28 protein-coding genes and 2 pseudogenes are annotated in these 26046 nt (G+C 63.1%); 15 read left to right on the forward strand and 15 right to left on the reverse strand.

Annotation, left to right across the window (positions count from 1 at the left end; all coding sequences use genetic code 11):
* Window positions 1-9 precede the first annotated feature (9 nt).
* Entirely contained in the window at window positions 10-399 is a 390-nt protein-coding gene (locus FJW05_RS03215; RefSeq protein WP_140547026.1) for a hypothetical protein, read from the reverse strand.
* A 305-nt stretch (window positions 400-704) separates the two neighbouring features.
* Here FJW05_RS03215 and urtA point away from each other — a divergent pair, with 305 nt between their 5' ends.
* From urtA to FJW05_RS03245, 6 genes are all read left to right on the forward strand, one after another.
* Window positions 705-2015: an urea ABC transporter substrate-binding protein gene (gene urtA / locus FJW05_RS03220; protein WP_140627711.1), complete on the forward strand. Its 1311-nt coding sequence runs from the start codon at window positions 705-707 to the stop codon at window positions 2013-2015.
* A 182-nt stretch (window positions 2016-2197) separates the two neighbouring features.
* Window positions 2198-3814 (forward strand): urea ABC transporter permease subunit UrtB, encoded by a 1617-nt coding sequence (urtB, locus tag FJW05_RS03225; protein ID WP_140627713.1) that lies wholly within the window; start codon window positions 2198-2200, stop codon window positions 3812-3814.
* Window positions 3811-5034, forward strand: coding sequence for an urea ABC transporter permease subunit UrtC (gene urtC / locus FJW05_RS03230; RefSeq protein WP_140627715.1), 1224 nt, complete (start codon window positions 3811-3813; stop codon window positions 5032-5034). The genes urtB and urtC overlap by 4 nt, the downstream gene beginning before the upstream one ends.
* Before the next feature lie 6 nt (window positions 5035-5040).
* On the forward strand, window positions 5041-5787 hold the full coding sequence (gene urtD / locus FJW05_RS03235) for an urea ABC transporter ATP-binding protein UrtD (protein ID WP_140627717.1): 747 nt from the start codon (window positions 5041-5043) through the stop codon (window positions 5785-5787).
* Between the two features lie 70 nt (window positions 5788-5857).
* Window positions 5858-6553, forward strand: a complete 696-nt coding sequence (gene urtE / locus FJW05_RS03240; protein WP_140546957.1) for an urea ABC transporter ATP-binding subunit UrtE — start codon at window positions 5858-5860, stop codon at window positions 6551-6553.
* 265 nt (window positions 6554-6818) lie between these two features.
* Entirely contained in the window at window positions 6819-6995 is a 177-nt protein-coding gene (locus FJW05_RS03245; RefSeq protein WP_095765283.1) for a hypothetical protein, read from the forward strand.
* Between the two features lie 23 nt (window positions 6996-7018).
* Here the strand turns inward: FJW05_RS03245 and FJW05_RS03250 are convergent, their stop codons facing one another.
* The 10 genes and pseudogenes from FJW05_RS03250 to FJW05_RS03295 form a co-directional block, all read right to left on the reverse strand.
* Window positions 7019-8164, reverse strand: coding sequence for a GGDEF domain-containing protein (locus FJW05_RS03250; protein ID WP_140627719.1), 1146 nt, complete (start codon window positions 8162-8164; stop codon window positions 7019-7021).
* A gap of 112 nt (window positions 8165-8276) precedes the next feature.
* The gene (locus FJW05_RS03255) at window positions 8277-8534 is read right to left on the reverse strand and encodes a hypothetical protein (RefSeq protein WP_140546959.1); all 258 of its coding nucleotides are present in this window, start codon (window positions 8532-8534) and stop codon (window positions 8277-8279) included.
* 142 nt (window positions 8535-8676) lie between these two features.
* Entirely contained in the window at window positions 8677-9483 is an 807-nt protein-coding gene (locus tag FJW05_RS03260; protein ID WP_140627721.1) for a DUF72 domain-containing protein, read from the reverse strand.
* Window positions 9484-9509: 26 nt separating this feature from the next.
* Window positions 9510-9968 (reverse strand): GNAT family N-acetyltransferase, encoded by a 459-nt coding sequence (locus FJW05_RS03265; RefSeq protein WP_140627724.1) that lies wholly within the window; start codon window positions 9966-9968, stop codon window positions 9510-9512.
* Complete coding sequence (locus FJW05_RS03270) at window positions 9965-10375, reverse strand: DUF302 domain-containing protein (RefSeq protein ID WP_181164832.1); 411 nt, start codon at window positions 10373-10375, stop codon at window positions 9965-9967. The genes FJW05_RS03265 and FJW05_RS03270 overlap by 4 nt, the downstream gene beginning before the upstream one ends.
* Complete coding sequence (gene uvrA / locus FJW05_RS03275) at window positions 10375-13296, reverse strand: excinuclease ABC subunit UvrA (RefSeq protein ID WP_140627729.1); 2922 nt, start codon at window positions 13294-13296, stop codon at window positions 10375-10377. The genes FJW05_RS03270 and uvrA overlap by 1 nt, the downstream gene beginning before the upstream one ends.
* Before the next feature lie 794 nt (window positions 13297-14090).
* On the reverse strand, window positions 14091-14372 hold the full coding sequence (locus FJW05_RS03280) for a hypothetical protein (RefSeq protein ID WP_140627739.1): 282 nt from the start codon (window positions 14370-14372) through the stop codon (window positions 14091-14093).
* Window positions 14373-14447: 75 nt separating this feature from the next.
* Window positions 14448-15056 (reverse strand): annotated as a pseudogene (locus FJW05_RS03285) (ATP-dependent Clp protease proteolytic subunit); the annotation flags it as partial.
* A gap of 22 nt (window positions 15057-15078) precedes the next feature.
* On the reverse strand, window positions 15079-15555 hold the full coding sequence (locus tag FJW05_RS03290) for an SRPBCC domain-containing protein (protein ID WP_140627743.1): 477 nt from the start codon (window positions 15553-15555) through the stop codon (window positions 15079-15081).
* Window positions 15552-15866 (reverse strand): metalloregulator ArsR/SmtB family transcription factor, encoded by a 315-nt coding sequence (locus FJW05_RS03295; protein ID WP_042642786.1) that lies wholly within the window; start codon window positions 15864-15866, stop codon window positions 15552-15554. The genes FJW05_RS03290 and FJW05_RS03295 overlap by 4 nt, the downstream gene beginning before the upstream one ends.
* A gap of 236 nt (window positions 15867-16102) precedes the next feature.
* On the opposite strand from FJW05_RS03295, the gene FJW05_RS03300 reads away from it, so the two are divergent.
* Genes FJW05_RS03300 through FJW05_RS03310 form a run of 3 tightly spaced genes read left to right on the forward strand, consistent with a single transcriptional unit; the run spans window position 16103 to window position 17516 of the window.
* A complete protein-coding gene (locus FJW05_RS03300; RefSeq protein ID WP_140546761.1) occupies window positions 16103-16627 on the forward strand; it encodes a single-stranded DNA-binding protein in 525 nt (174 codons plus the stop codon).
* Window positions 16628-16661: 34 nt separating this feature from the next.
* Window positions 16662-17060, forward strand: coding sequence for a DUF2306 domain-containing protein (locus FJW05_RS03305; protein ID WP_140627745.1), 399 nt, complete (start codon window positions 16662-16664; stop codon window positions 17058-17060).
* 30 nt (window positions 17061-17090) lie between these two features.
* Window positions 17091-17516, forward strand: coding sequence for an OsmC family protein (locus FJW05_RS03310; protein ID WP_140627747.1), 426 nt, complete (start codon window positions 17091-17093; stop codon window positions 17514-17516).
* 72 nt (window positions 17517-17588) lie between these two features.
* Here the strand turns inward: FJW05_RS03310 and FJW05_RS03315 are convergent, their stop codons facing one another.
* Window positions 17589-18218 carry a MarC family protein gene (locus FJW05_RS03315; protein ID WP_140546758.1) on the reverse strand — a complete coding sequence of 210 codons (630 nt, stop codon included), beginning with the start codon at window positions 18216-18218 and terminating at the stop codon, window positions 17589-17591.
* 166 nt (window positions 18219-18384) lie between these two features.
* A pseudogene (locus FJW05_RS03320) lies at window positions 18385-18900 on the reverse strand (hypothetical protein); the annotation flags it as partial.
* A gap of 85 nt (window positions 18901-18985) precedes the next feature.
* Here FJW05_RS03320 and FJW05_RS03325 point away from each other — a divergent pair.
* Both FJW05_RS03325 and gyrA read left to right on the forward strand, forming a co-directional pair.
* Window positions 18986-19816: an AraC family transcriptional regulator gene (locus FJW05_RS03325; RefSeq protein ID WP_140627749.1), complete on the forward strand. Its 831-nt coding sequence runs from the start codon at window positions 18986-18988 to the stop codon at window positions 19814-19816.
* Window positions 19817-19979: 163 nt separating this feature from the next.
* Entirely contained in the window at window positions 19980-22766 is a 2787-nt protein-coding gene (gyrA, locus tag FJW05_RS03330; protein WP_140627751.1) for a DNA gyrase subunit A, read from the forward strand.
* A gap of 40 nt (window positions 22767-22806) precedes the next feature.
* Here gyrA and FJW05_RS03335 read toward each other — a convergent pair whose 3' ends face one another.
* Window positions 22807-22959, reverse strand: a complete 153-nt coding sequence (locus tag FJW05_RS03335) for a hypothetical protein (RefSeq protein ID WP_095765297.1) — start codon at window positions 22957-22959, stop codon at window positions 22807-22809.
* Window positions 22960-23251: 292 nt separating this feature from the next.
* On the opposite strand from FJW05_RS03335, the gene coaD reads away from it, so the two are divergent.
* The 4 genes from coaD (at window position 23252) to FJW05_RS03355 (ending at window position 25363) form a co-directional block, all read left to right on the forward strand.
* Window positions 23252-23752 (forward strand): pantetheine-phosphate adenylyltransferase, encoded by a 501-nt coding sequence (gene coaD / locus FJW05_RS03340; RefSeq protein ID WP_140627753.1) that lies wholly within the window; start codon window positions 23252-23254, stop codon window positions 23750-23752.
* 111 nt (window positions 23753-23863) lie between these two features.
* The gene (locus FJW05_RS03345; protein ID WP_245340386.1) at window positions 23864-24361 is read left to right on the forward strand and encodes a peptidylprolyl isomerase; all 498 of its coding nucleotides are present in this window, start codon (window positions 23864-23866) and stop codon (window positions 24359-24361) included.
* A gap of 29 nt (window positions 24362-24390) precedes the next feature.
* Window positions 24391-24903, forward strand: coding sequence for a peptidylprolyl isomerase (locus tag FJW05_RS03350; protein ID WP_140627757.1), 513 nt, complete (start codon window positions 24391-24393; stop codon window positions 24901-24903).
* 13 nt (window positions 24904-24916) lie between these two features.
* A complete protein-coding gene (locus tag FJW05_RS03355; RefSeq protein WP_140627758.1) occupies window positions 24917-25363 on the forward strand; it encodes a DMT family transporter in 447 nt (148 codons plus the stop codon).
* 21 nt (window positions 25364-25384) lie between these two features.
* On the opposite strand, the gene FJW05_RS03360 is transcribed toward FJW05_RS03355, so the two are convergent.
* Window positions 25385-26029: a dihydrofolate reductase family protein gene (locus FJW05_RS03360; RefSeq protein WP_140628214.1), complete on the reverse strand. Its 645-nt coding sequence runs from the start codon at window positions 26027-26029 to the stop codon at window positions 25385-25387.
* Between the last annotated feature and the right edge of the window lie 17 nt (window positions 26030-26046).

Raw genomic sequence — 26046 nt, forward strand, 5'->3', positions numbered from 1 at the left:
ATTTTAGGGCTATCTTTTGGTGCAGGTCGAGGCTGTGAAGGCGCCGTCCTGCTGTTTCATGATGATGTCGAATGAAGGACCGCTCGGGTCATCCAAGGTCGCCTGGGTCATCGAGATCGAATTGCCGCCGCTGGTGTAGCCGCCGAGCGGACCGAGCCAGGTGATCTCGCCATTGGGATTCATCTGGTAATTGTAAGGTGGCGGCGCGACGCCGAAGGTTACCGGGCCGCTGTAGAGGCTGCCCTTGATGGTGATGTCGCCGAGGTTGAGGAACAGGCCGAGCAGGTAGACCTCGCAGTGATAGACGCCATCAGGAAGCTTGCCGTCGGCGAAATCGGCGCGGGCGCCGCCGGCGGCGGACATAAGAAGCAGGAAACTCAGGATTGTTCGCAGGGCCATGACGTCGCTCGTTTGCACGGCGACCTTGCCCCATTTCGCCATGAGCCCGCAACAGGGCCGACGAAGCTATCCTTGCCCATGTGGTGAAATCATAGGCATTTTTACAATTTGGGCAAAATCTAGGCAGCGATGCGTAAACTTTTCTCAATCCTGCCGCGTTGCAGTAGAGGCGACAGTTGCGCGGCTATCGATAACCGACTGTAATCACTGCATTATCGCGAAATCAGTTCAGCGCATTCCTATCTGGCACGTCGCTTGCACCGCTAATATTGCGATGCAAAACAACCAGCTTGGGAGTGTGTCATATGAGGGGTAACTTCGCGAAAATAACAAAAATCCTGTCCGCCGGCGTCGTCGCGGCCGGTCTGCTGGCTTCAGCTTCCGCCAAGGCGGCTGAAGACACGATCAAGGTCGGTATCCTCCATTCGCTGTCGGGGACCATGGCGATTTCGGAGACGACGCTGAAAGACGTCATGCTGATGCTGATAGACGAGCAAAACGCCAAGGGCGGCCTGCTCGGCAAGAAACTGGAGGCCGTGGTCGTCGATCCGGCGTCCAACTGGCCGCTCTTCGCCGAAAAGGCGCGCGAGCTGATTTCCAAGGACAAGGTCGCGGCCGTGTTCGGCTGCTGGACCTCGGTGTCGCGCAAATCGGTGCTGCCGGTGTTTTCGGAACTCGACAATATCCTGTTCTATCCCGTCCAGTATGAGGGCGAGGAGAGCGAGCGCAACGTCTTCTACACCGGTGCGGCGCCGAACCAGCAGGCCATTCCGGCCGTCGACTATCTGATGAGCGCCGATGGCGGCTCGGTGAGACGCTGGGTGCTTGAAGGCACCGACTATGTCTACCCGCGCACCACCAACAAGATCCTCGAAGCCTATCTCAAGTCAAAGGGCGTGCCGGCCGAGGACATCATGGTCAACTACACGCCGTTCGGCTTCTCCGACTGGCAGACCGAGGTCTCGGCGATCAAGAAATTCGGCTCGGCCGGCAAGAAGACGGCCGTGGTGTCGACAGTCAACGGCGACGCCAACGTGCCGTTCTACAAAGAGCTCGGCAACCAGGGCGTCAAGGCCGAGGACATTCCGGTCATGGCCTTCTCGGTCGGCGAGGAAGAATTGGCCGGTCTCGACACCGGGCCGCTGGTCGGCCATCTCGCCGCCTGGAACTACTTCGAAAGCATCGACACGCCGGCGAACAAGAAGTTCATCGACGAGTGGCACAAGTTCATCAAGAACGACAAGCGCACCACCAACGATCCGATGGAAGCCCACTATATCGGCTTCAACATGTGGGTGAAGGCGGTCGAGAAGGCCGGCACCACCGATCCGGACAAGGTCATCGATGCCATGGTCGGCGTTTCGGTGCCGAACCTGACCGGCGGCTACTCGACGATGATGCCGAACCACCACATCACCAAGCCGGTGCTGATCGGCGAGATCCAGGCCGACGGCCAGTTCGAGACCGTTTCGCAAACGCCCGGCCTCGTCATGGGCGACGAATGGTCCGACTACCTGCCGGATTCCAAGGACCTGATCTCGGATTGGCGCGCGCCTCTGTCCTGCGGCAACTTCAACGTCGCCACCGGAAAGTGCGGCGGCAAGGGCACCAACTGATCCCGGTCCGTGATCACAGGTCTGTCGGATCGCGGAGTGGCCCCGCGATCCGAGACCGCAGCCCGGGCAGGTTCCTGACCCGCCCGGGCAAGATACCCGAAACCTAGTTTTGCGCAATTCCGGACGGAAAACCGCTTCACACTTTTCCTGGAATTGCTTGAGAAAGCTGCTTGAAGACGACAATGCTGCTGCTGCGCGCAATTGGTCTGATGTTGCTGCTGACGATGGCTGGACTGATGCCGTCGAAGGCGGCTGAGGCCGACCTTCGCGCATCGATCGGCAAATTCGCGGCTGCAACCGGCTTCTCGGCTACCGAGGCCGTCGTGCGCGAGCTTGCGGCGAGCGGCGATCCGGCGGTAGAGCGGCCGCTTTCGGCGCTGGCCGACGGCAATCTCTACATCCGCAAGGCCGATTCCCAGGTTTTTGTCGGCAAGGAGAGCGGCGACAACATCGAGCTGCTCGATCCGCTGAGCGGCGAGAACGCCGCCGAAGCGGCCAAGGCCGACCTCACCAAGATCAAGGTCAATAACGGGCTGCGCCGTGTCATCCGCGACGCGCTGGGCACGCTGACCTTACGCGCCAGGGACGCGAGCGTGCGTCTTGCCGCGGCAATGACGATGTTCAAGACTCCCGACGCGGCGAACATCGAGCCGCTGGATGCCGCAATCGCCGCCGAAATCGATCCCGGCGTCAGGGCCCTGTTCGAGCAGGCGCGCGCGGCGTCGGTTCTGGTTTCCGACAAGCCCGAAGCCGACAAGCTCGCAGCGATCTCGGTCGTCGCCGCCCGCGGCGACCGCGACGCGCTCTCGCTGCTCACCTCAGTTGAGGCGAACGCCCAGGGCGCGGTCAAGGAGGCGGCAATCGCCGCGATCGGCAAGATCGACGCGACGCTGGCCGTGTGGGATGCCGGCCAGAACATCTGGTACGGTATTTCGCTGGGATCGGTGCTGCTGCTTGCGGCGATCGGGCTTGCCATCACCTTCGGCGTCATGGGCGTCATCAACATGGCGCATGGCGAGATGGTGATGCTCGGCGCCTACACCACCTTCGTCGTCCAGCAAGTCATCCGCACCTCGTTTCCGGGCCTGTTCGACTGGTCGCTGGTGATCGCGCTGCCGCTCGCCTTCCTTGTCGCGGGGCTGGTCGGCCTTGCAATCGAACGCGGCATCATCCGCTTCCTCTATGGCCGCCCGCTGGAAACGCTTCTGGCCACCTGGGGCGTCTCGCTGGTCCTGCAGCAGGCGGTGCGCACCATCTTCGGGCCGACCAACCAGGAGGTCGGCAATCCGTCCTGGATGTCGGGTTCGTTCGATGTCGGCCAGCTGGCCATAACCTGGAACCGGCTGTGGATCCTGGTGTTCGCGCTCGCCGTGTTCGGTGTGCTGCTCTACGTCATGAAGCGCACGGCCTGGGGGCTGCAGATGCGCGCCGTCACCGCCAACCGGCGCATGGCTGCCTCGATGGGCATCAGGACGCCCTGGGTCGACGCGCTGACCTTTGCGTTGGGCTCGGGCATCGCCGGGATCGCGGGCGTGGCGCTCAGCCAGATCGACAACGTCTCGCCCAATCTCGGCCGCGGCTACATCATCGACAGCTTCATGGTCGTGGTCTTCGGCGGCGTCGGCAATCTGTGGGGGACGCTGGTCGGCGCCTTCTCGCTCGGCATCGTCAACAAATTCCTCGAGCCCTATGCCGGCGCGGTGCTCGGCAAGATCGTCGTCCTGGTGCTGATCATCCTGTTCATCCAGAAGCGCCCGCGCGGCCTGTTCGCGCTGAAGGGCAGGGCGGTGGAAGCATGATCGCGCAGCGCTTCCTTTCCGCCGATCGCCGCATCGGCATCGCCATCTTCGTCCTGCTGGCTGCCGCCATCATCGTGCCCCTGCTCAACCTGGCGGTCTCGCCGCAAAGCGCCTTCTACATCCCGCCTTACATCGTGGCGTTGGTCGGCAAATATCTCTGCTACGCGTTGCTGGCGCTCGCGCTCGACCTGGTCTGGGGTTATTGCGGCATCCTCTCGCTCGGCCACGGCGCCTTTTTCGCGCTCGGCGGCTATGCGATGGGCATGTATCTGATGCGCCAGATCGGCTCGCGCGGCGTCTACGGCAATCCGATCCTGCCGGACTTCATGGTGTTCCTGAACTACAAGCAGCTGCCCTGGTTCTGGTACGGCTTCGATCATTTCTGGTTCGCGGCGCTCATGGTGCTGGCCGTGCCCGGCCTGCTCGCCTTCGTCTTCGGCTGGTTCGCCTTCCGCAGCCGCGTCACCGGCGTCTATCTTTCGATCATCACCCAGGCGATGACTTATGCGCTGCTGCTCGCCTTCTTCCGCAACGACATGGGCTTCGGCGGCAACAACGGCCTGACCGATTTCAAGGATATACTCGGCTTCAGCGTGCAGGCCGACGCCACGCGCTCGGCCCTGTTTGCGGCCAGCGCCGTGACGCTGGCGCTTGCCGTCTTCGTCACCGCTGCAATCGTGCGCTCCAAATACGGCAAGCTCCTGATGGCGGTGCGCGACGCCGAAAGCCGCACCCGTTTCCTCGGCTGGCGGGCCGAGAACGTCAAGCTGTTCGCCTTCACGGTTTCGGCCATCATGGCCGGCATCGCCGGCGCGCTCTACGTGCCGCAGGTCGGCATCATCAATCCCGGCGAATTCGAGCCGTCCAACTCGATCGAAGTGGTGATCTGGACCGCTGTCGGCGGGCGCGGCACCATTATCGGCCCGATCCTCGGCGCGCTCCTCGTCAACGCCGGCAAATCCTGGTTCACGGGCGTGCTGCCGGAATTCTGGCTGTTCGCGCTTGGCGGGCTGTTCGTCGCCGTCACCCTGCTTTTGCCCAAGGGCATCGTCGGCATGTGGGACGGCTGGCGCGGCAGGGCGACGGCGCTGCGAGCGGCCTCGCTTGCGGCGGAGGCCGGCGCCGATCCGCAGGCGCCGGAGCCGAAGATCGTGGGCTCGGCGGCGACGACGCCCGGCGCCTGGTCTGCCACAGGCGCCGAGCCGCAGCCGGCGGAGTGAACGATCATGAGCAAGTCCAACACCATCCTTTATCTCGACGGCGTCTCGGTTTCCTTCGATGGCTTTCGCGCCATCAACAAGCTGTCGCTGGTGCTCGACAGGGGCGAAATGCGCGCCATCATCGGACCCAACGGCGCCGGCAAGACGACGATGATGGATATCGTCACCGGCAAGACGCGGCCGGACGATGGCGAAGTGTTCTTCGACGGCGAGGTCGATCTCACCCGTCACGACGAAGCCGAGATCGCCATGATGGGCATCGGGCGCAAGTTCCAGAAGCCGACGGTCTTCGAGAGCCACAGCGTCGAGGACAATCTCATGCTGGCGCTAAAAGGGCCGCGCTCGATCTTCCCGGCGCTGTTCCATCGCCGTTCGGCGGCCGAGACGCGGCGCATCGACGATATCCTTGGCATCATCCGTCTCGGCGACAAGCGCGGCGAGCTCGCCGCCAACCTCAGCCATGGCCAGAAGCAATGGCTGGAGATCGGCATGCTCCTGGCGCAGGACCCAAAGCTTTTGCTCGTCGATGAGCCGGTCGCCGGCATGACCGATGCCGAGACCGAGGAGACCGCGCGGCTGCTCAAGGACATTGCCCGCGACCATTCGGTGATCGTCGTCGAGCACGACATGCATTTCGTGCGCGAGCTCGGCGTCAAGGTCACCTGCCTGCACGAGGGCTCGGTGCTGTCGGAAGGCACGCTCGATTTCGTTTCGGCCGACGAGCGCGTCGTCGAAGTCTATCTGGGGCGGTGAGCATGGTCTGGCGGGTTCCCTTCCACCGTTTCGATTTCGCTTTCCTGAAGCGCTGGAGAAGGGGCTGATCATGCTCGAGGTCTCCAATGCCACGCTGCATTACGGCGCCGCCCAAGCGCTGCGCGGCGTTTCGCTGAAAGCCGGCGCCGGCAAGATCACCTGCGTGCTCGGCCGCAACGGCGTCGGCAAGACCAGTTTGATGAGATCGATCGTCGGCCATCACCGGCTGACGAGCGGAAGCGTTGCCTTCGAGGGGAAGGCGCTCGACCGGAGCGCGGCGTATGACCGCGCCCGGTCGGGCATCGCATTCGTGCCGCAGGGCAGGGAAGTCTTTCCGCTGCTGACGGTGCGCGAAAATCTGGAGTCCGGCTTCGCGCCGCTGCCGCGCGCCGACCGCAACATTCCGGCCTATGTCTTCGAGCTGTTTCCGGTGCTGAAGCAGATGCTGTCGCGGCGCGGCGGCGACCTGTCCGGCGGCCAGCAGCAGCAGCTCGCCATCGGGCGCGCGCTGGTGATGCGGCCCAAGCTCCTGGTGCTCGACGAGCCGACCGAAGGCATCCAGCCTTCGATCATCAAGGATATCGGCCGCGCCATCCGGTATCTGCGCGACCAGGCGGGGATTGCCGTGCTTCTGGTCGAGCAATATCTCGACTTCTGCCGGGAACTTGCCGACGAGGTCAACATCATGGATCGGGGCCAGATCGTGCATACCGGTCCCGCGGAAGACCTCGACCGGGCGGATGTGCGGAAGTTTCTGACAGTCTAGAATCGTTTGCTCGACTTCGGTCGACATCGCGAGGCGGCAGCAACCCCAGTATCTCTCTCCGCCGGCCAGCCCCAGCTCTGGCGCGTTGAATACCGCATGCTAGTCTTTTCTTGGCCTTGGTGAGTCGGCCGCTTTCCGTATCAGTCGCGAATGAGGGGGAAGGCGCGGACTCCGCCCGCAAGTTCCACGCAAGCCAATCCACCTAGCTTTCTCCGCAGTGATTGTCGGTCAATGCGTCCAAAAAGAATTTTGCCAGGGGACGGCGATGGAACGTTTTGTCGAGGACTACCAAAAGCGGCGCCTCACCGAGCGCGTCGACATCATGACCGCGATCAACATCCTGATGTCGCAAGGCTATGACGAAGATCATCTCCTGGATGAGATCACCAAGGTTTTCTATGTCGATCTCGACGCCTTCAACGAAGTGATCTCACATCATTGAGAGTTTGCACGCGGCGGTAAAACTCAACCGGCGCGGCGAAAATCCAGGACGCGGTTGCGGCCGCCGCGCTTGGCGGCATAGAGCGCCTTGTCGGCGGCGCTGAGCACTTTGTCGAAGCTCATGCCATCCGTGCTGCCAAATGCGAAGCCGGCGCTGACCGTGCAGCGCAGCGGTCCGGTCTCGGTCTCGACCGTGCGCGCGGCGAACGCGGCCCGGACGCGTTCGGCCGTCGCCTCGGCCGACTCGGGCAAGGTGCGCCTCAAGACCATGGCGAATTCCTCGCCACCCATGCGGGCAACGGAGTCGCTCGGGCGCAGGTCGGCGGAGAGCACTTCGGCAAAGACCTTCAACACTTCGTCTCCTGCGGCGTGACCGAACTGGTCGTTGATCGCCTTGAAGCCGTCGAGGTCGAAAACCACGACAGCCGTGAAGGCGCCGACCGGTATCTTGCCGTGCAGGTCGAACAGGGCGCGGCGGTTGAGAAGGCCGGTCAAGGCATCGGTGTACGCTTCGCGCTGATGGTGGCGCGCGAGCCGCCCCTGGTTGAGCGCCAGCGACAATGCGCCGATACCGGTCATGGAGGCGATGACGATGACGAGGCTCAGATCCTCAGCCCAATTGCTCGGCGCGTGGCCGAGAACCAGCCTGCCGTCCCATGCCAGCACGGCGGCGCACAGCACGAAGGACACAGCGGTCAGCGAATAGAGCAGCGCTACGCCGATGAGATGGACGGGCGCCTCCGCGCGACCGCGCCAATATTGATATGCGGTGCCGAACAGCAACAGCGCGGCCAGAGCGTTTTCCAGCATGAAGCCCAGCCCGTCATAGCCGAGCGCCATGGGCGGCAGCGCGAGAGCATAGGACATGCCGACGCCAAGCGCGATGAGCGGCAAGGGCGAGCGGCTGGTCCTGAACTGGTGGGCAGCGCCCAGCATGACCGAGAAGCCGAGCAAGAGCAGCGCCAGCGTCAGCACGCCAAGGGCCGTTCCGGGTCTCTCGATGTATGCCTCGTAGACAAAGACTTCGGCCACTACGACCAGCACGCTAATCGCCCAGGTCAGCAGGAACTTGTCGGAACGGGCGGTCAGCCATGTCCCGAACAGTGTGAGGCCGAGGCAAGCGGCCGAAAAGCCGACGGCAAGCAGCAATGAATTGTAGTCGAGCAGCATTCACGCGTCCTTGCCGGCGCCGGGCTTCTGCAACCTGACGTAGATGCATTAGTGCAGCAAGGAAGTATCGATTACGTTACGATAGCGGTGAAGATGCCATCATTCCGCGGCGTCAGAGGACCGCCACCAACAACAGCAGGATGATGCCGACCCCCATCATCAGCAGACCCGGCCAGTTCTGTGAAAGGCCGAGGAAACCGAGGCCGCGCCGGCGTGGCTCAAGCGTCGGGCCAGGCGTTGTAAGGTTTGGCATCGGGCGATCCGAGGCTGCAGGTGCCGGATCGCTAAGTTTCCCGCGCCTGAGGACCGCGCCGGCCATGTACACGATGCCGGCGACAATGAGCAATGCCCCGATGAGGATGACAGCCATATCACCTCGCTTTCTTCGGGCTCCCCCGATACCGGAGCCTGGGCCATTGTTCCGCGAAAGCTCAACCGCTGTGAAAACCGGCTCCCGGCGAGAAAGACAAAACGGTCAAGATGCCTCGTAAGTTCCGACGGAGCTCGCCCCTTCAATCGTTCACCCGCTTCATCAGCGCCATGGCGCCGAAGGGAGCGCGCACCTTGCCCTCGGTGATGAAGTAGGCGAACACGTCGCGGGGCTTGACCGGCGCATCGGTCTTGGGATCGGCGCGCGGCAGGTCGGCGGGTTGCTTGCCTTGCGCCCATGTCTTCACGCGTCCCGCCCATTCGTCCAGGCCTTTCGGCGTGTAGCAGTCGGGATTGTCGTCGCTGCCGGTCTGCAGCCGCGCATAGACGAAGTCGCCGGTTACATCGGCGATCGCCGGATATTTTGCGTGGTCGGCATAGACGATCGCGGCGTTGTATTTTCGGGCGAGCGCCGGGAATTCGGGCACAACAAAACTGTCGTGCCGCACTTCGACCGCGTGACGCAGAGGCACGCCGTCCTGCTTTTCAGGCAGCAGTTTCAGGAAAGTTTCGAAATCGTCCGCGTCGAATTTCTTGGTCGGCGCGAACTGCCACAGAATCGGGCCGAGCTTCTCGCCGAGCGCGGCGACGCCGGAGCCGAGGAAGCGCATCATCGATTCGCCCGCTTCGCCGAGCACGCGGCGGTTGGTGACGAAGCGGTTGCCCTTCAGCGAATAGACGAAGCCGTCAGGGGCCTCTTTCGCCCACTTGACGAAAGTCGGTTCCTTGAAGCTGGAATAATAGGTGCCGTTGACCTCGATGCTCGGCACCTGCCGGGTGGCGTAGTGCAGCTGCTTGGCCTTGGCGAGCTTCTCCGGATAGAAGGAAGTATCCCAAGGCTCGAAAGTCCAGCCGCCCATGCCGGCGCGGATTGTTCCTTGGGCAGTCATCGTCTTCCTCCTCGTTCAAAATGCGGTTAGGCCGCCTGGTCGACCGGCTTCACCATATCGACCAGGGTCCATCCTGGCCGGTATGGATTGGCGCGGCGACCCGTTTCGCGATAGCCGTAGGCCGTATAAAGCGCGATATTCCGCTCCATGCGCGAATTGGTGTAGAGCCGCACCTCCGGCACGCCCCATGACCGCGCCTGCTGATCGGCGAAGTTCAGCAATCCGATCCCGAGCTTCCTGCCTTGGAAAGCCGGCGCGACGGCGACGCTGAAGATCATGGCGTGGTCGGGATGACGTTCGAGGACAATCAGTCCTCCAAGGTCGGCGCCTTCTTCCCGCAGCCAGACCTCGCCGCGCTCGATCCGCGGTATGTAATCTTCGGTGACCGGGACCGGCGGCCCGCCGAAGATGGGCGTATAAGGCGCATAGGCATCCGCAGTCAGCGCGACGACGGCGGCGAGATCGTCGAGGCGGGCCAGTCTCATGATTGGTCTACTCCGGCAGCGGCCGCGACAACCTTCTGCATCCCGGCAGCTATGGCTGCGACGGCATCGCGGCTTGCATCGCCGAGGCCGTGGCGCTCCGCCAGCCAGTGTGGGCTGTTGTAGGACAGCCAGACCTTGCCTTGCTCGTCTTCCCAGGCCAGCGCCTTGATCGGCAGGTCGATGCCCGCAAGCTGCCGGTCCTGCATCAAGGGTGTGCCACCCTTCGGATGGCCGAAGATCAGCAATTCGGTTGGACGAAGCACGGCACCGATCTCGCGCGCGCCGGCGGCATGGTCGATGCGGGCGAAGACGCGCAGTCCGGCGCCGGTGACGGTTTCAACGAGCCGATCGACCGTCTCCGCGACTCCAAAGCGGCTTTCGACGGAGACGAGACCGTTTTCAGTCATCACTCCGCCGCTTCGCGTTTGCCCCCGGGGCGCCGCTCCAGCAGCTCCTTGAGGAACTGGCCAGTGTAGCTGCGCTTCTCGCGCACGATCGCTTCCGGCGTGCCCGACGCCACCAGCTCACCGCCGCCGTCGCCGCCTTCGGGGCCGAGGTCCAGCACCCAGTCGGCGGTCTTGATCACTTCGAGATTGTGCTCGATCACCACCACCGTGTTGCCCTGCTCGACCAACTCGTGCAGCACTTCGAGCAGCTTGGCGACGTCATGGAAGTGCAGACCGGTGGTCGGCTCGTCGAGGATGTAGAGCGTCTTGCCGGTCGCCTTGCGCGACAGTTCCTTGGCGAGCTTGATCCGCTGCGCCTCGCCGCCCGACAAAGTCGTCGCCTGCTGGCCGATATGGATGTAGCCGAGGCCGACCTGCTTCAGCGTCTCCAGCTTGTCGCGCACGCCCGGCACCGCCGAGAAGAAGTCGACGCCTTCCTCGACCGTCATGTCGAGCACGTCGGCGATCGACTTGCCCTTGAACAGCACGTCGAGCGTCTCGCGATTGTAGCGCTTGCCGTGGCAGACGTCGCAGGTGACGTAGACATCGGGCAGGAAGTGCATCTCGATCTTGATGACCCCGTCGCCCTGGCAGGCCTCGCAGCGGCCGCCCTTGACGTTGAAGGAGAAGCGGCCCGGCTGATAGCCGCGCGCTTTGGCTTCGGGCAACCCTGCGAACCAATCGCGGATCGGCGTGAAGGCGCCGGTATAGGTCGCGGGGTTGGAGCGCGGCGTGCGTCCGATCGGCGACTGGTCGATGTCGATCACCTTGTCGAGGAATTCCAGGCCCTCGATGCGGTCGTGCTCGGCCGGATGCTCGCGCGAGCCCATGATGCGGCGCGAGGCCGCCTTGAACAGCGTCTCGATCAGGAAGGTCGATTTGCCGCCGCCGGACACGCCGGTGACCGCAGTGAAGGTGCCAAGCGGGATCTCCGCCGTCACGTTCTTGAGATTGTTGCCGCGCGCGCCGACCACCTTGATGCGCCGGTTCTTCTTCGCCTCGCGCCGCACTGAGGGCGTTGCCACTTCGAGCTCGCCCGACAGGTATTTGCCGGTGATCGAAGCAGGTGTGGCCATGATCTGCTGCGGCGTGCCTTGCGCGATGATCTGGCCGCCATGGATGCCGGCCGCGGGGCCGATGTCGACGACATAGTCGGCATGCAGGATGGCGTCCTCGTCATGCTCGACGACGATCACCGTGTTGCCGATGTCGCGCAGGTGCTTCAGCGTATCGAGCAGGCGCGCATTGTCGCGCTGATGCAGGCCGATCGACGGCTCGTCCAGCACATAGAGCACGCCGGTGAGGCCGGAGCCGATCTGCGAAGCGAGCCGGATGCGCTGGCTCTCGCCGCCCGACAGCGTGCCGGAATTGCGCGACAAGGTCAGATAGTCGAGGCCGACATCGTTGAGGAAGCGCAGCCGCTCGCGGATTTCCTTCAGCACGCGGACCGCGATCTCGTTTTGCTTGTCATTCAACTGCGCCGGCAAATCCGTGAACCATTGGTCGGCCTTGCGGATCGACATCTCGGTGACTTCGCCGATATGCTTGCCGCCGATCTTCACCGCCAGCGCTTCCGGCTTCAGGCGGTAGCCGTTGCAGGCGGGGCAGGGGGTGGCCGACATGAAGCGCTCGATCTCCTCGCGCATCCAAGCCGATTCAGTTTCCTTCCAGCGCCGGTCGAGATTGGGGACGACGCCCTCGAAGGTCTTGGTCGTCTTGTAGGAGCGCAGGCCGTCATCATACTGGAAGGTGATCTCGCGCTCGCCGGTGCCGCGCAACACGGCTTCTTTGGCCTCGACGCTCAGATCCTTGAACTTGTCGCCGAGCTTGAAGCCATAGACCTTGCCCAGCGCTTCCAGCGTCTGCGCGTAATAGGGCGAGGTCGATTTCGCCCACGGGCTGATGGCGCCGTCGCGCAAAGAGACGTTCTCGTCCGGCACGACCAGGTTGGGATCGATGGCGCGCTGGCTGCCAAGGCCGTCGCAGGTAGGGCAGGCGCCGAACGGGTTGTTGAAGGAGAACAGCCTGGGCTCGATCTCCGGAATGGTGAAGCCGGACACCGGGCAGGCGAATTTTTCCGAGAACAGGATGCGCTCATGCGTCTCGTTCTTCGACTTGTTGACCGAATCCTCGCCGGTCTGGCTGGCGTCGAGCGGCTTGTCGGCGAATTCGGCCACGGCAAGACCTTCGGCAAGCTTCAGCGCCGTCTCGATCGAGTCCGCGAGCCGCGTGCCCAGGTCGCCGCGCACGACGACGCGGTCGACGACGACGTCGATGTCGTGCTTGTATTTCTTGTCCAGCGCCGGCACGTCGGCGATCTGGTAGAAGACGCCGTCGACCTTGACGCGCTGGAAGCCCTTCTTCTGCAGTTCCAGGAGTTCCTTGCGGTACTCGCCCTTGCGGCCGCGCACAATGGGCGCCAAGAGGAACAGGCGCGTGCCCTCGTCCAGCGCCAGCACGCGGTCGACCATCTGGCTGACCGTCTGGCTTTCGATCGGCAGGCCGGTGGCCGGCGAATAGGGGATGCCGACGCGCGCGAACAGCAGGCGCATATAGTCGTAGATTTCGGTGACGGTGCCGACGGTCGAGCGCGGGTTGCGCGAGGTGGTCTTCTGCTCGATCGAGATGGCGGGCGACAGGCCGTCGATCTGGTCGACGTCCGGCTTCTGCATCATCTCGAGGAACTGGCGGGCATAGGCCGACAGGCTTTCGACATAGCGGCGCTGGCCCTCGGCATAGATGGTGTCGAAGGCAAGCGACGATTTGCCGGATCCCGACAGTCCGGTCATGACGATCAGGCTGTCGCGCGGCAGGTCGAGATCGACGTTCTTGAGATTGTGTTCGCGCGCCCCGCGAATGGAAAGGTATTTATGGTCGGCCATCGCCGGTCGCCGCCTCAGATCTGGAATTTGCTGGATTGGCGGGATTGTCCCGGCCATCCCCTATGTAGGTATTTTCACCGCCACGTCGAGAGACGCCACAATCTCGACGGGACAAGCCGATCATGGGTTTAACCGTCTTTCGCGCGAGCGGGCAAGCGGAAAGAACAAAGGTCGAACACGCTCCTGACAAAGCGTTGTGGAAACAATCGCTCAAGCGTTGTGGAAACAATCGCCTGAGCGTTGTCGAAACAATCGCGGCCGAGATACGCGCAGTCGGCGTTTCGAAGCACTCGACTTACCTGCACGTAACCTCCAGGCGATCACATTTTTCGGTAACCGACTATTCAACGGTTGACGTCCCGGGCCCAGGGGAGCAGTCTCAAACGCGTCAACGAAGCCGGCCGTCTTCCGATGGCCTCGCCGCTCAGCAGGCGGCCTGCGAGACGCCGCAGGCGACAGCGATTTGCGCTTCGAACGACATTGTCGCAACGGACCCAGGAGCGGAGCATGACGCCACCGGACAGTCCCTTGAGGCTCCACACTGAGATGGAGCCGCGGCGGGCATAAGTGCCAGGGCAGACTTGAAACGCCGGCCCGACAAACCGTGACTTGCCGATTCCCTACAATTAGAGACGATAGTCGGATCGTCGGCTGAACGCCGCGTTGCATCCGAAACAGAACGCCGGCAGTACACTCCCGGCTAAAATTGGATTTCAGATCCATGAGGCCCCATCCGTCTGCACAGCAGGGATGGGGCTTACATTTTGTGGTGTTCGCGTGTGACTCGCTCGCGATCAGTGGTTCGGGATCCGGGCGCCGCCCGTGGCCATGTCAATTGTTATGCTGCCGCCGATCCTGACATCGGTGTTGCCGATCTTGAAGGAGACGCCTTTGCCGGTGGGCTGCGCGTCGTCCGGTTCCGGCTGCGGCGCCGGCTTGGCGATGCGGTAGTCGCCGCTGACGCCGGGCAGCTTCTGCGCCGAGCTGTCGTCGGCAAGCGCGGCGCCGGCAACCAGCACGCCGGCAAGCGCGGCGAGGGCAACGCACAAATGCCTGGATTGGAATGGATCGATCATGCGCGGACTATAGAGACGCGGCTCGAGCGATGCCAGTCGCGCGGCGATAACTTGCCGCGCGTCCGGCTCGAGGCGTCAGGCCGCTTTCTTGCGGGTGTCGTAGACGTGGTCGACAAGGCCCCAGGTCTTGGCTTCCGCGGCGCTCATGAAGTAATCGCGATCGAGCGTGCGCTCGACCTCCTCGTAGGTCCGGCCGCAATGCTTGGCGTAGAGCTCGGTCATATGCTGCTTGGTGCGCACGATGTCCTCGGCATGGCGCTGGATGTCTGAGGCTTGGCCCTGGAAGCCGCCCAGCGGCTGATGCAGCACGATCCTCGTGTTGGGCAGCGCGATCCGCCGCCCCGGCGCGCCGGCCATCAGCAGGAAGGAGCCCATCGAGGCGGCAAAGCCCATGCAGACCGTCGACACCGGGCAGGAGATGTACTGCATCGTGTCGTAGATGGCGAAGCCGCTGGTCACCATGCCGCCCGGCGAGTTGATGTAGATCGAGATTTCCTTGTCGGGGTGGTCCGATTCCAGCGACAGAAGCTGTGCGCAGACCAGCGCCGAGACGCTGTCGTTGATCTCGCCGTTGATGAAGACGATGCGCTCGCGCAGCAGCCGCGAGAAGATGTCGAAGGCGCGTTCGCCGCGGCTCGACTGTTCGATGACCATCGGCACCAGATTGGCCAGGGCGCTCATGTCGGTCTCCTCGGTTTTTCGTTGATCAGGCCGCGCGCAGCATCATGCAGGGGGCGTTGGCGGCGATCGGGTTCTTGCGCGCGTGAAGCGAGAGCCCGCAGCCGGCGCCGGCAATGGCGAGGACAGGTTCCGCCACCGGCACGAAGCCGTCATGAAAGATGCTCAGATGCGTGCCGCCTGAGGCGGTGCGCGCCAGCGTGAAGGTGACGATGCTGTCGAAGGCGGGAAACCGGTCGCGGTCGTTCGTGTCGGGCCGCTGATGCCAGGAATAGCGCAGCAGCTTGCCGGGCTCGGCCTCGAGCACCTCGCATTCGATCGGTTCATCCGGTCCGGCAAAGGCAAAGCGGGCGCCGGCTTCCGCCTTCATGTCGTTCGGCATCATCCAGGCCGCCACCAGTTCCGGCTCGGTCAATGCCCGCCAGACCTTTTCCGGCGACTCGGCAAGCTCGCATTCGAAGTTGAGCGTTGCGTCGGTCGCCGTCGGGTTCCCTGCTTTGGTCATTGGTCCATTCCCTTCAGAACCGTCTTCAATTTCTCGATGCGTTCCGGCCAGAAGGCGCGGTAGCGTTCGATCCAGCCGAGCAGCGGGTCGAGCCCTTGCGGATCGGCGCGGTAATAGGCGTTGCGGCCGGCGCGCCGCTCGACCACCAGGCCGGCGCCTCGCAGCACGGCAAGGTGCTGCGAGACCGCCGGCTGGGACACGCTCATGCCAGCGCGTAGCTCGCTCACGCTCATCTCGCTGGCGGTCAGCCGCTCGTAAACCGCGCGTCTCGTCGGGTCGGCCAGAGCGCGGAAAATCTCTGCTTCGATCATGGCAGAAGCATAAGTCGATACTTATCGATTTGGCAAGCGTCTATTTGATCGCCATATCAGAATGCACGTTCAAGCCTGCCTTTGCTGACATTCCTTGACAGAAAGTGCAGCTATGACTAGAACGAAAAGAGAACAAAAACCTTGTGGGAAAAGCCAGCCTTTTGCGGGCGGCGACGACCTGCAGGCTGTAAGGTGAGCGACTTGAAATTTGTTTCGGATGAGCGCGGAGAAGTAAGATGGCGGGTAGCGTCAACAAGGTCATTCTGGTCGGCAATCTCGGAGCGGATCCTGAAATCCGCCGCCTGAATTCCGGCGATCCGGTCGTCAACATTCGCATCGCCACGTCGGAAAGCTGGCGCGACAAGAACTCGGGCGAGCGTAAGGAAAAGACCGAGTGGCATAACGTCGTCATTTTCAACGACCAGCTCGCCAAGGTGGCCGAGCAGTATTTGAAGAAGGGCATGAAGGTCTATGTCGAGGGTCAGCTGCAGACCCGCAAATGGCAAGACCAGACCGGTGCCGACAAATACACCACTGAGGTCGTGCTGCAGAAATTCCGAGGCGAGCTGCAGATGCTCGACGCGCGCGGCGAGGGGGGCGGCGGCCAGGTCGGCAATTATTCCGGCGGCGGCAACAGCCGTGGCTCGGATTTCGGCCAGTCCAGCCCGAATGAAAGCTTCAACCGCGGCGGCAGTGGCGGCTCCAGGGGCGGCGGTGGCGGCGGCTCGTCACGCGAGCTGGACGACGAGATCCCGTTCTAAGCGTCTCGAAACGGCCGTCTAAGGGGAAGGCGCGATGTCGCTCGGACCGCTTCTGTCGGCGTCGCCTCCCATTCCGTGGCATGCATTCGCGGCCTTCGCTGCTTTAGCCATCGGCGGCGCCCAGCTGGCGCTGTCGAAAGGTACTGTGCGTCATCGTGTGCTGGGCTACACTTGGGTGGCGTTGATGCTGGTCATCACCATATCGAGCTTCTGGATCCAGCAGATCCGGCTCGTCGGTCCGTTCAGCCCGATCCATCTGTTGTCGATCCTGGTGCTGGTCACCGTGCCGCTGGCGACCTGGTATGCGCACACGCATAAGGTAACCGCGCATCGCGGCGCCATGATCAAGCTCTATCTGTTCGCGCTGGTCGGCGCCGGCATCTTCACGCTGCTGCCTGGCCGGATCATGCACGCCGTTGTGTTCGGCCAGTAACGAGGCCGGAATTTTTCTAGGAAGATCAACGTGAAAGCACGCGTCAAATGGGTCGAGGAACGCACCTTCGTTGGCGAGTCCGGCAGCGGCCATAAGGTCGTGCTGGGCACGGCGCATGGGCCGGAAGGCAAGACGCCTGGACCGAGCCCGATGGAACTGGTGCTGATCGGTACCGGCGGCTGCTCGGCCTTTGACGTCGTGCACATCCTCGAAAAGGGCCGCGAGGCGGTTGAGGATTGCGTGGTCGAGCTCGACGCCGACCGGGCCGAGGCCGATCCAAAAGTGTTCACGCGCATCCACATGCATTTCATCATCAAGGGCCGCGCGCTTTCGCATGACAAGGTGAAACGCGCGATCGATCTGTCGATCGAGAAATACTGCTCGGCAAGTGCCATGATGGCGAAGACAGCGACGATTACGCATGATTTCGAGGTGGTCGAGACGGCGGCGAAGTAGGGCAGTAGGCAGTAGGCAGTAGGCAGTAGGCAGTAGGCAGTAGGCAGTAGGCAGTAGGCAGTAGGATACTGTTCAAGCGGCCATCAGCGCTTTGATGCCGTCCGCCACGAACTGCACGGCAAGCGCCGCGAGGATGACGCCGAGCAGACGGGTCAGGATCGATCGGCCGGTCTGGCCGAGGATGCGGTCGATGCGCTCGGACAGCACGAAAACCAGAAAGGTGATCACCAGGCAGATCGCTATGATGCCGACCAGCGCCGCCTGTGCGCCAAAACCCTGGAAGGAGCCCGACAGCAGCACGGTTGCCGAGATGGCGCCCGGACCGGCGATCAGCGGGATTGCCAGCGGGAAGGCGGCGATGTTGTGAATCATGTCCTTGGTGATGGCGACGTCGCCGATCTTCTCCTTGCGGTCCTGTCGGCGTTCGAACACCATTTCGAAGGCGATGAAGAACAAGAGGAAGCCGCCGGCGACGCGGAAGGCCGGCAGCGTTATGCCGAACACCGACAGGATCGAGGCGCCGGCAATCGCAAACAACGCCATGACCAGGAAACCGATCACCGAGGCGCGGACCGAAACCTGCTGGCGCTCGTCACGGTTCATGCCGCGCGTCACGGCAAGGAACAGCGGCGCCAGTCCCGGCGGGTCGATGGTCACCAGGATGGTGACGAAGGCGTTGAACAGGCTGTCGAAACTCGGCATCGCTGGTCCCCTCCCGCCGGGCGAAGCCCAGGTTCTGCAATTGGTAGAGCAAAGCCGCGGCGCTGGAAAGCGCATGGAAATGGTGTGCGAAGCCGCGAAAGCAGGCGCGAAGGATCGCTACTTTGGATTCCTTGCGGCTTTTCGATCGCAATCGAGGTTCATTTAGGCGGCGAGCCAGAAACTCGACCTCCATGCGCCAGGTCGCGCCGCCATCATGCGAGCGCTCGCCGAGCCAGCGAAACGATGTTTCGGTAATGCGTGAAAAGCTCCAGCGCACAGACGCGCCGGTGCCGTCGGTACCGACCTGGACGATCGTGCCGTCCTCGGCGCGGCCGAGTTGGCGGCTGTAACACTGGTTGCGCGGGTCGCTCCAGAAGATGTGCCAGGCGTCGGCGCCCGGATCGTAGACACGCAATGTGGTGCCGTAGAAGGTCCATGCTCCGAGCGAAGTCTGGGCCCCGGTGTTCCGCGCGGGCAAGATCCAGACGTCCTGCACGGCGCGGCCTTCGAGAACCCAGCCGAAATGCACTTCGCCGCGACCCGTGAGCCTTGTGCCATCCTCGAGAATGCGTGTGGCATCGAACGTCCATGCGCCGATGAAGCGGCCATAGAGTTTCAGCTTCTCGGCAAGGTCCGGTTTTGGACCGTCGCTGTGCAGGGCTTCGGCAAAGGGATCGGTCATTGTTGCTGCCTCGTTTGTCAGGAGAGGGCCAGTAGTAGCGGTATGGCAGGGTTCTGCGCTTGGGAAAAATTGCTATCTTTCAGCCATGGCGACCGCGCAGAAAACTCTGGCTTCCGGACATGGCTGGCAGGTGTCCGACGTCGTGTGCACGGCCATCGCCGGCGACAAGCCATTCGAGGAAGAGCATTGCAGCTTTTGCGTCGCCGCCGTGACCAGGGGCGCGTTCCGCTATTGCACGCGCCAAGGCACGGCGATGCTGGCGCCGGGCGCCATCCTGCTCGGCAATCCCGGCGCCTGCTATGAATGCGGGCATGAGCACGGCGCCGGCGACCGCTGCCTCTCCTTCCATTTTTCGCCGGCCTATCTGGAACGCGTCCTGGCCGACCTGCCGGATGTGAAACGGCTCGGCTTTACGCATCCGCGCCTGCCGCCCTTGCCGGCGCTGGCGCCTCTGCTGGCCGAGGCGGAAGCGGCACGGGAAGCGGGCGACGGCGAGGCATTCGAGGAACTCGGCCTGCGCATGGCCGGGGCGGTCGCTACGGCTGCGGCCGACACTTCCACACCTAGCCGGGCGCCCAGCCGCCGCGACCAGAAACGCGTTGCCGAGGCGGTGCGGCTGATCGAGCTCAACGCCGATCGACCATTGTCGCTGACCAAGCTCGCCGCCGGCACGGCGACAAGCCCGTTTCACTTCCTGCGCACGTTCCGGCAGGTTGCCGGCATGACGCCCTATCAGTTCCTGCTGAGGACGAGGCTGCACCGCGCCGCGGTGCGTCTGCGCAGCTCGGGCGCGGCGATCTCGACGATCGCCTTCGATGCCGGCTTTAACGATCTGTCGACCTTCAACCGCCGGTTCCGGCGCGAGATGGGACAAGCTCCCGGCGCCTATCGCGCCAGACGGACCAGAGGGCGCTGACGCCGGCCGCAGCGAAATCGACCTTGGCCATATCGTCGCAATCAGCGATATCCATTTGAAATTGCCATCAAAATTGTCTCTGGAAAAGTCCGTCCGACATTGGAGTTTCGGCGAGGCTTCCTATATAAGCGGTGAGTGATTCCCGACTGGATTGTGACCTGATTTGACCGACCAGAAGACACCGCGCGGGCCGGACGGCGGCCCCACCGGCATCGAGCCGATTTCGATCATCGAGGAGATGCAGCGCTCCTATCTCGATTACGCCATGAGCGTGATCGTCAGCCGTGCGCTGCCCGACGTGCGCGACGGCCTGAAGCCGGTGCATCGCCGCATCCTCTATGCCTCGCATGAGAGCGGCTACCACTGGAACCGCAAATATGTGAAATCGGCCCGCCCGGTCGCCGACGTGATGGGTAAATACCATCCGCATGGCGATGCCTCGATCTATGACGCGCTGGTGCGCATGGCGCAGGATTGGTCGCTGCGCGTGCCGCTGATCGACGGTCAGGGCAATTTCGGCTCGATCGACGGCGATCCGCCGGCGGCGATGCGCTACACCGAATCCAGGCTCACCAAGGTCGCGCATGAGCTCTTGGAGGACATCGACAAGGAAACCGTCGATTTCCAGGATACTTACGATGCGTCCGGCAGCGAGCCCAAGGTACTGCCGGCCCGTTTCCCGAACCTTCTGGTCAACGGCTCCGGCGGCATCGCCGTCGGCATGGCCACCAACATTCCACCGCACAATCTCGTCGAGGTCTGCAACGGCGCCATCGCTCTCATCGACAATCCGGCGATCGACCTGACAGCGCTGATGGAGATCGTGCCCGGTCCGGATTTCCCGACCGGCGGCATCGTGCTTGGCCGTTCGGGCATCTACAATGCCTATTCGACGGGCCGCGGCTCGATCGTCATGCGCGGCCGCGTCGAGATCGAGCAGCGCGGCAATGACCGCGAATCCATCATCGTCACCGAGATTCCCTATCAGGTGAACAAGGCCTCGATGATCGAGAAGATGGCCGAGCTGGTGCGCGACAAGCGCATCGAGGGCATTTCCGACATCCGCGACGAGAGCGACCGCCAGGGCTACCGCGTCGTCGTGGAGTTGAAGCGCGACGCCGTAGCCGACGTTGTCCTCAACCAGCTCTACCGTTTCACGCCGCTGCAAACCTCGTTCGGCGCCAATATGGTGGCGCTCAACGGCGGCAAGCCGGAAGTGCTGACACTGACCGACATGCTGAAGGCCTTTGTCGGCTTCCGCGAGGAAGTCGTCAGCCGTCGCACGAAGTATCTGCTGCGCAAGGCGCGCGAGCGGGCGCATGTGTTGGTCGGTCTGGCGATTGCGGTCGCCAATATCGATGAGGTGATCAAGCTGATCCGCACCGCGCCGGATCCGCAGACGGCGCGCGAGCAGTTGATGGAGCGGCGCTGGCCGTCGCACGATGTCGCTCCGCTGATCCAGCTGATCGACGATCCGCGCCATCGCATCAACGAGGACGGCACCTATAATCTGTCCGAGGAACAGGCGCGCGCCATTCTTGACCTGCGCCTGCAGCGCCTGACCGCCCTCGGCCGCGACGAGATCGCCGACGAATTGAACCAGATCGGCGCTGAAATCGTCGATTTCCTTGATATCTTGTCATCGCGCGCGCGCATCCAGCAGATCGTCAAGGACGAGCTGGTCGCGGTCCGCGACGAGTTCGGCACACCGCGCCGCACCGAGCTGACCGACGGCGGTTCGGATATGGAAGACGAGGACCTGATCCAGCGCGAGGACATGGTCGTGACCGTCAGCCATTCCGGCTACATCAAGCGCGTGCCGCTTTCACTCTATCGGGCGCAGCGCCGCGGCGGCAAGGGCCGCTCCGGCATGTCGACCAAGGAGGAGGATTTCGTCACCCGCCTGTTCGTCGCCAATACGCACACGCCGGTGCTGTTCTTCTCATCGCGCGGCATCGTCTACAAGGAAAAGGTCTGGCGGCTGCCGATCGGCAACCCGCAATCGCGCGGCAAGGCGCTGATCAACATGCTGCCGCTCGAGCAGGGCGAGCGCATCACGACGATCATGCCGCTGCCGGAGGACGAAACCAGCTGGGGCGAGCTCGATGTGATGTTCGCGACCACGCGCGGCACCGTGCGCCGCAACAAGCTGTCCGACTTCGTCCAGGTCAACCGCAACGGCAAGATCGCCATGAAGCTGGAGGAAGAGGGCGACGAGATCCTCGGCGTCGAGACCTGCACCGACAATGACGATGTGCTTCTGACCGCGAATTCCGGCCAGTGCATCCGTTTCCGGGTCTCCGATGTGCGTGTGTTCCAGAGCCGCAATTCCGTCGGCGTGCGCGGCATAACCATGGCCGAGACCGACCGCATCATCTCTATGTCCATCATCGAGAACGTCGATGCGTCGCCCGCAGAGCGCGCGGCCTATCTGAAGCGCGCCGCGGCGGAGCGCAGGTTTGCCGCCGGCGGAGCCGGCGAGGAAGAGGAGATCGCGCTCACCAATGAGGAAATCGGCGAGGAAGCCGAGCTTTCCGAGGAGCGCTACGAGTTCCTCAAGGCGCATGAGAGGCTTGTGCTGACGGTGACCGAATATGGCTACGGCAAGCGCTCGTCGTCCTACGATTTCCGGCTGACGGGCCGCGGCGGCAAAGGTATCCGCGCCACCGATGTGTCGAAGGTGGCCGAGATCGGCCGGCTGGTCGCGACTTTCCCGGTCGGCAACGACGATCAGATCATGCTGGTTTCGGACGGCGGCACGGTCATCCGTGTGCCGGTCAACGGCATACGCTTCGCCAGCCGGGCCACGAAGGGCGTGACGATCTTCAACACGGCCGAAGGCGAGAAGGTTGTATCGGTGGAGCGGATTTCGGAACCGCAGTCGGATGAAGAGGCCGAAGGCGTGGCTTCAAGCGAGACCGGCACCGACGACATGGGCGAAGGCGAATAGGTCAGGCTTCACCGGCCTCCCGGGGCCGGTGCGGTCATGGTCAGTGGCGACGGTAGACGTTGCGATGGGCGAAACCATCGAGCCGCTTGGTATTAGCCTTGACGCGCACCCGCGCTGCTTCCTGATGCAACCCGAATGCAGTCGCGATCAGCATCACAATGGTCATTGCAGTGGCAAGCATATAGATCAGCATTTGCGTGTTCTCCTGGGCTTACAACGATGACATGGGGATTTGGTTTCATCCCTTGAAGCGGCAACCTAGTGAACGCTGAGTGAAACATTCGTGATTGCCGCGTTCATCTGTCGTTCATCGGCGCGAAAAGGTTCACGGGCAGAGCGTTTCACCGTTTCACGGAAACGGCAAACCGCTCTGCCTCCTCGTTTTGGCGCAATTCCGAACGGAAAACCGCTCACACTTTTCCTGGAATTGCCCTAGGCAATTAATGAGATTTGCCTTTGTTCGAGAGGCTCGCTAGAAGCCTGCCATGACCGAACGCACCGCCCTTTACGCCGGCTCTTTCGACCCGCTGACCAATGGCCATCTCGATGTGCTGAAAGCGTCGCTGGCGGTGGCCGACACGGTCTACGCGGCGATCGGCATTCATCCGGGCAAGAAGCCGTTGTTTTCCTTCGAGGAACGCGTTGAGTTGATCGAGGCCGCAACCAAGGCCGAATTCGGTCGCGACAGCGGTCGTATCAAGGTCGTGTCCTTCGATGGGCTGGTCATCGACGCGGCCCGCAAGCACGGCGCCTCGATCATGATCCGGGGGCTGCGCGACGGCACCGACCTCGATTACGAAATGCAGATGGCCGGCATGAACGAGACGATGGCGCCGGAATTGCAGACGGTTTTTCTGCCCGCCAGCCCTTCGGTGCGCACCATTACCGCCACACTTGTGCGCCAGATTGCGTCGATGGGCGGCGATATCCGCCCGTTCGTGCCTGCGGCCGTTGCCGGCGCGCTCGCCGCCAAGTTCACCAAATAGGCTTTCCCGGAGATACCCATGCAGCTGCAGAAGCTCGCTTCGTTCCTTGTCGTGCTTGCCGGCCTTTTCGCGGCGTCCTTGCCCGCCGTCGCCGCCGACAAGGAAAACACCATGATCATCACCCTCAAGGACGGCGACGTGACCATCGCGTTGCGTCCCGATCTGGCGCCCAAGCATGTCGCGCAGATCAAGAAGCTGGTGCGCGACGGCGCCTACGACAACGTCGCCTTCCACCGCGTCATCGACGGCTTCATGGCGCAGACCGGCGACGTCAAATTCGGCAACATGAAGAAGGGGTTCAACCCCGAAGCCGTCGGTACCGGCGGCTCCGATCTTCCCGACCTGCCGGCCGAGTTTTCGCAGAGCGAGCAGTTCGCGCGCGGCGTGGTCGGCATGGCCCGTTCGCAGGACCCGAACTCGGCCAACTCGCAATTCTTCATCATGTTCGCGCCGGCGCCGAACCTCGATGGCCAGTACACCATCGTCGGCAAGGTGGTCGGCGGCATGGATATCGTCGACAAGATCAAGAAGGGCGACGAGGCGGACAACGGCACGGTCACCGACCCCGACCGCATGATCAAGGTTCGCATCGCTGCCGACAGTAAGTAACTCCCTCAATTTTCAAAGGATTTTCCGACATGGCTGAGATCAAGGACCGCGAGAACGCGCTCATCATGGAAACCACCAAGGGCCCGGTCGTCATCGAAATGTATCCTGAATTGGCGCCCGGGCACGTCGCCCGCATCAAGGAGCTGGCGCGCGAAGGCGCCTATGACGGCGTGGTGTTCCACCGCGTCATCGACGGCTTCATGGCCCAGACCGGCGACGTCAAGTTCGGCAATTCGAACAAGCCCACCTATGCGCCGTCGCGCGCGGGCATGGGCGGCTCCGACAAGCCGGACCTCAAGGCCGAGTTCTCCAATGCCAATCACGGCCGCGGCGCCTGCTCGATGGCTAGGGCCCAGAACCCGAACTCGGCGAACTCGCAGTTCTTCATCTGCTTCGACGACGCGGCCTTCCTCAACCGCCAGTACACGGTTTGGGGACAGGTCATCGAAGGCATGGAGAATGTCGACAAGATCAAGCGCGGCGAGCCGGTGCAGGATCCCGACAAGATCGTGTCGCTGAAAGTCGCGGCAGACGTCAAGTAAAGGCGGAACGACGATGGGCGCTGTCTGGTCTCTGCTCGGCATCCTGTCCGGCGCCTTCATCGCCATCCAGGCGCCGATCAATTCGCAATTGGCTAAGGGCCTCGGCCTTCCGGTCGCGGCCGCCGCCTTTTCCTTCCTGTCCGGTGCCATCGTGCTCGGCATCATCTCGATCTCGGTGGTGAAGCTGCAGGGCATCTCGCTCGACTGGAAAGCGCCGGCGCCCTGGCTGTTCATCGCCGGCGGCATGCTCGGCGGCTTCTATGTAACGCTGTCGACGATCCTCACGCCCCGCATCGGCGCTGCGGCGCTGATGGCCTTCCTGGTCGCCGGCCAGCTGATAGCCGGCATGCTGATCGACCGCGCCGGCTTCCTCGGCGTGGCGGTACGCGAGATTTCGCTTGGCCGCATCGCCGGCGCGGTGCTGCTGTTGGCCGGAGCGCTGCTGGTGCGGCTGACCTGAGTGTCAGCCGTTTCGTTCGGATTACTGTTTCGTCACCAGGACATGCATGGCGTGCTCGGACTGTTCCATTGACGCGACGGCATAGCCGAGCGCGCTAAGGTCGAGGCCCGCGAACAGGTTTTCGCCTTGGCCCAGCAGAACCGGCCCGGCCGCCAGATGCATCTCGTCGACGAGACGGGCGCGCAGATACTGCCGCACGGTCGAAACGCCGCCTCCGATCTTCACATCGAGGTCTCCCGCCGCCGTTTTGGCCTGTTCGAGCGCCGATTCGATGCCGTCGGTGACGAAGAAGAAGGTAGTGCCGCCCTCCATGACGATCGGATCGCGCGGGTGGTTGGTTAGGATGAAGGTCGGCGCATGATAGGGCGGGTTGTCGCCCCACCAGCCCTTCCATTGATCGTCCGGCCACTCGCCGCGGATCGGCCCGAACATGTTGCGGCCGAGGATGAAGGCGCCGAAGCCATCCATCGCGCGGAAGGCATATTCCTCATCAATGCCTTCGGACCCGCCCGGTTGGCCATGCATGGCACGGAACGTTTTGGTGCCGAAGAACCACTGGAATATCTCAGGTCCGCGTTTGCCAAGCGGGTATTCCAGACTCTGGTCCGTCCCGGCGGAAAAGCCATCGAGCGAAACGCCAAACCCGGCAACACGCACCTTGCCCATACTCATCTCCTGAATTG

The organism is Mesorhizobium sp. B2-9-1, from assembly GCF_006439455.1.
Taxonomy (GTDB): domain Bacteria; phylum Pseudomonadota; class Alphaproteobacteria; order Rhizobiales; family Rhizobiaceae; genus Mesorhizobium.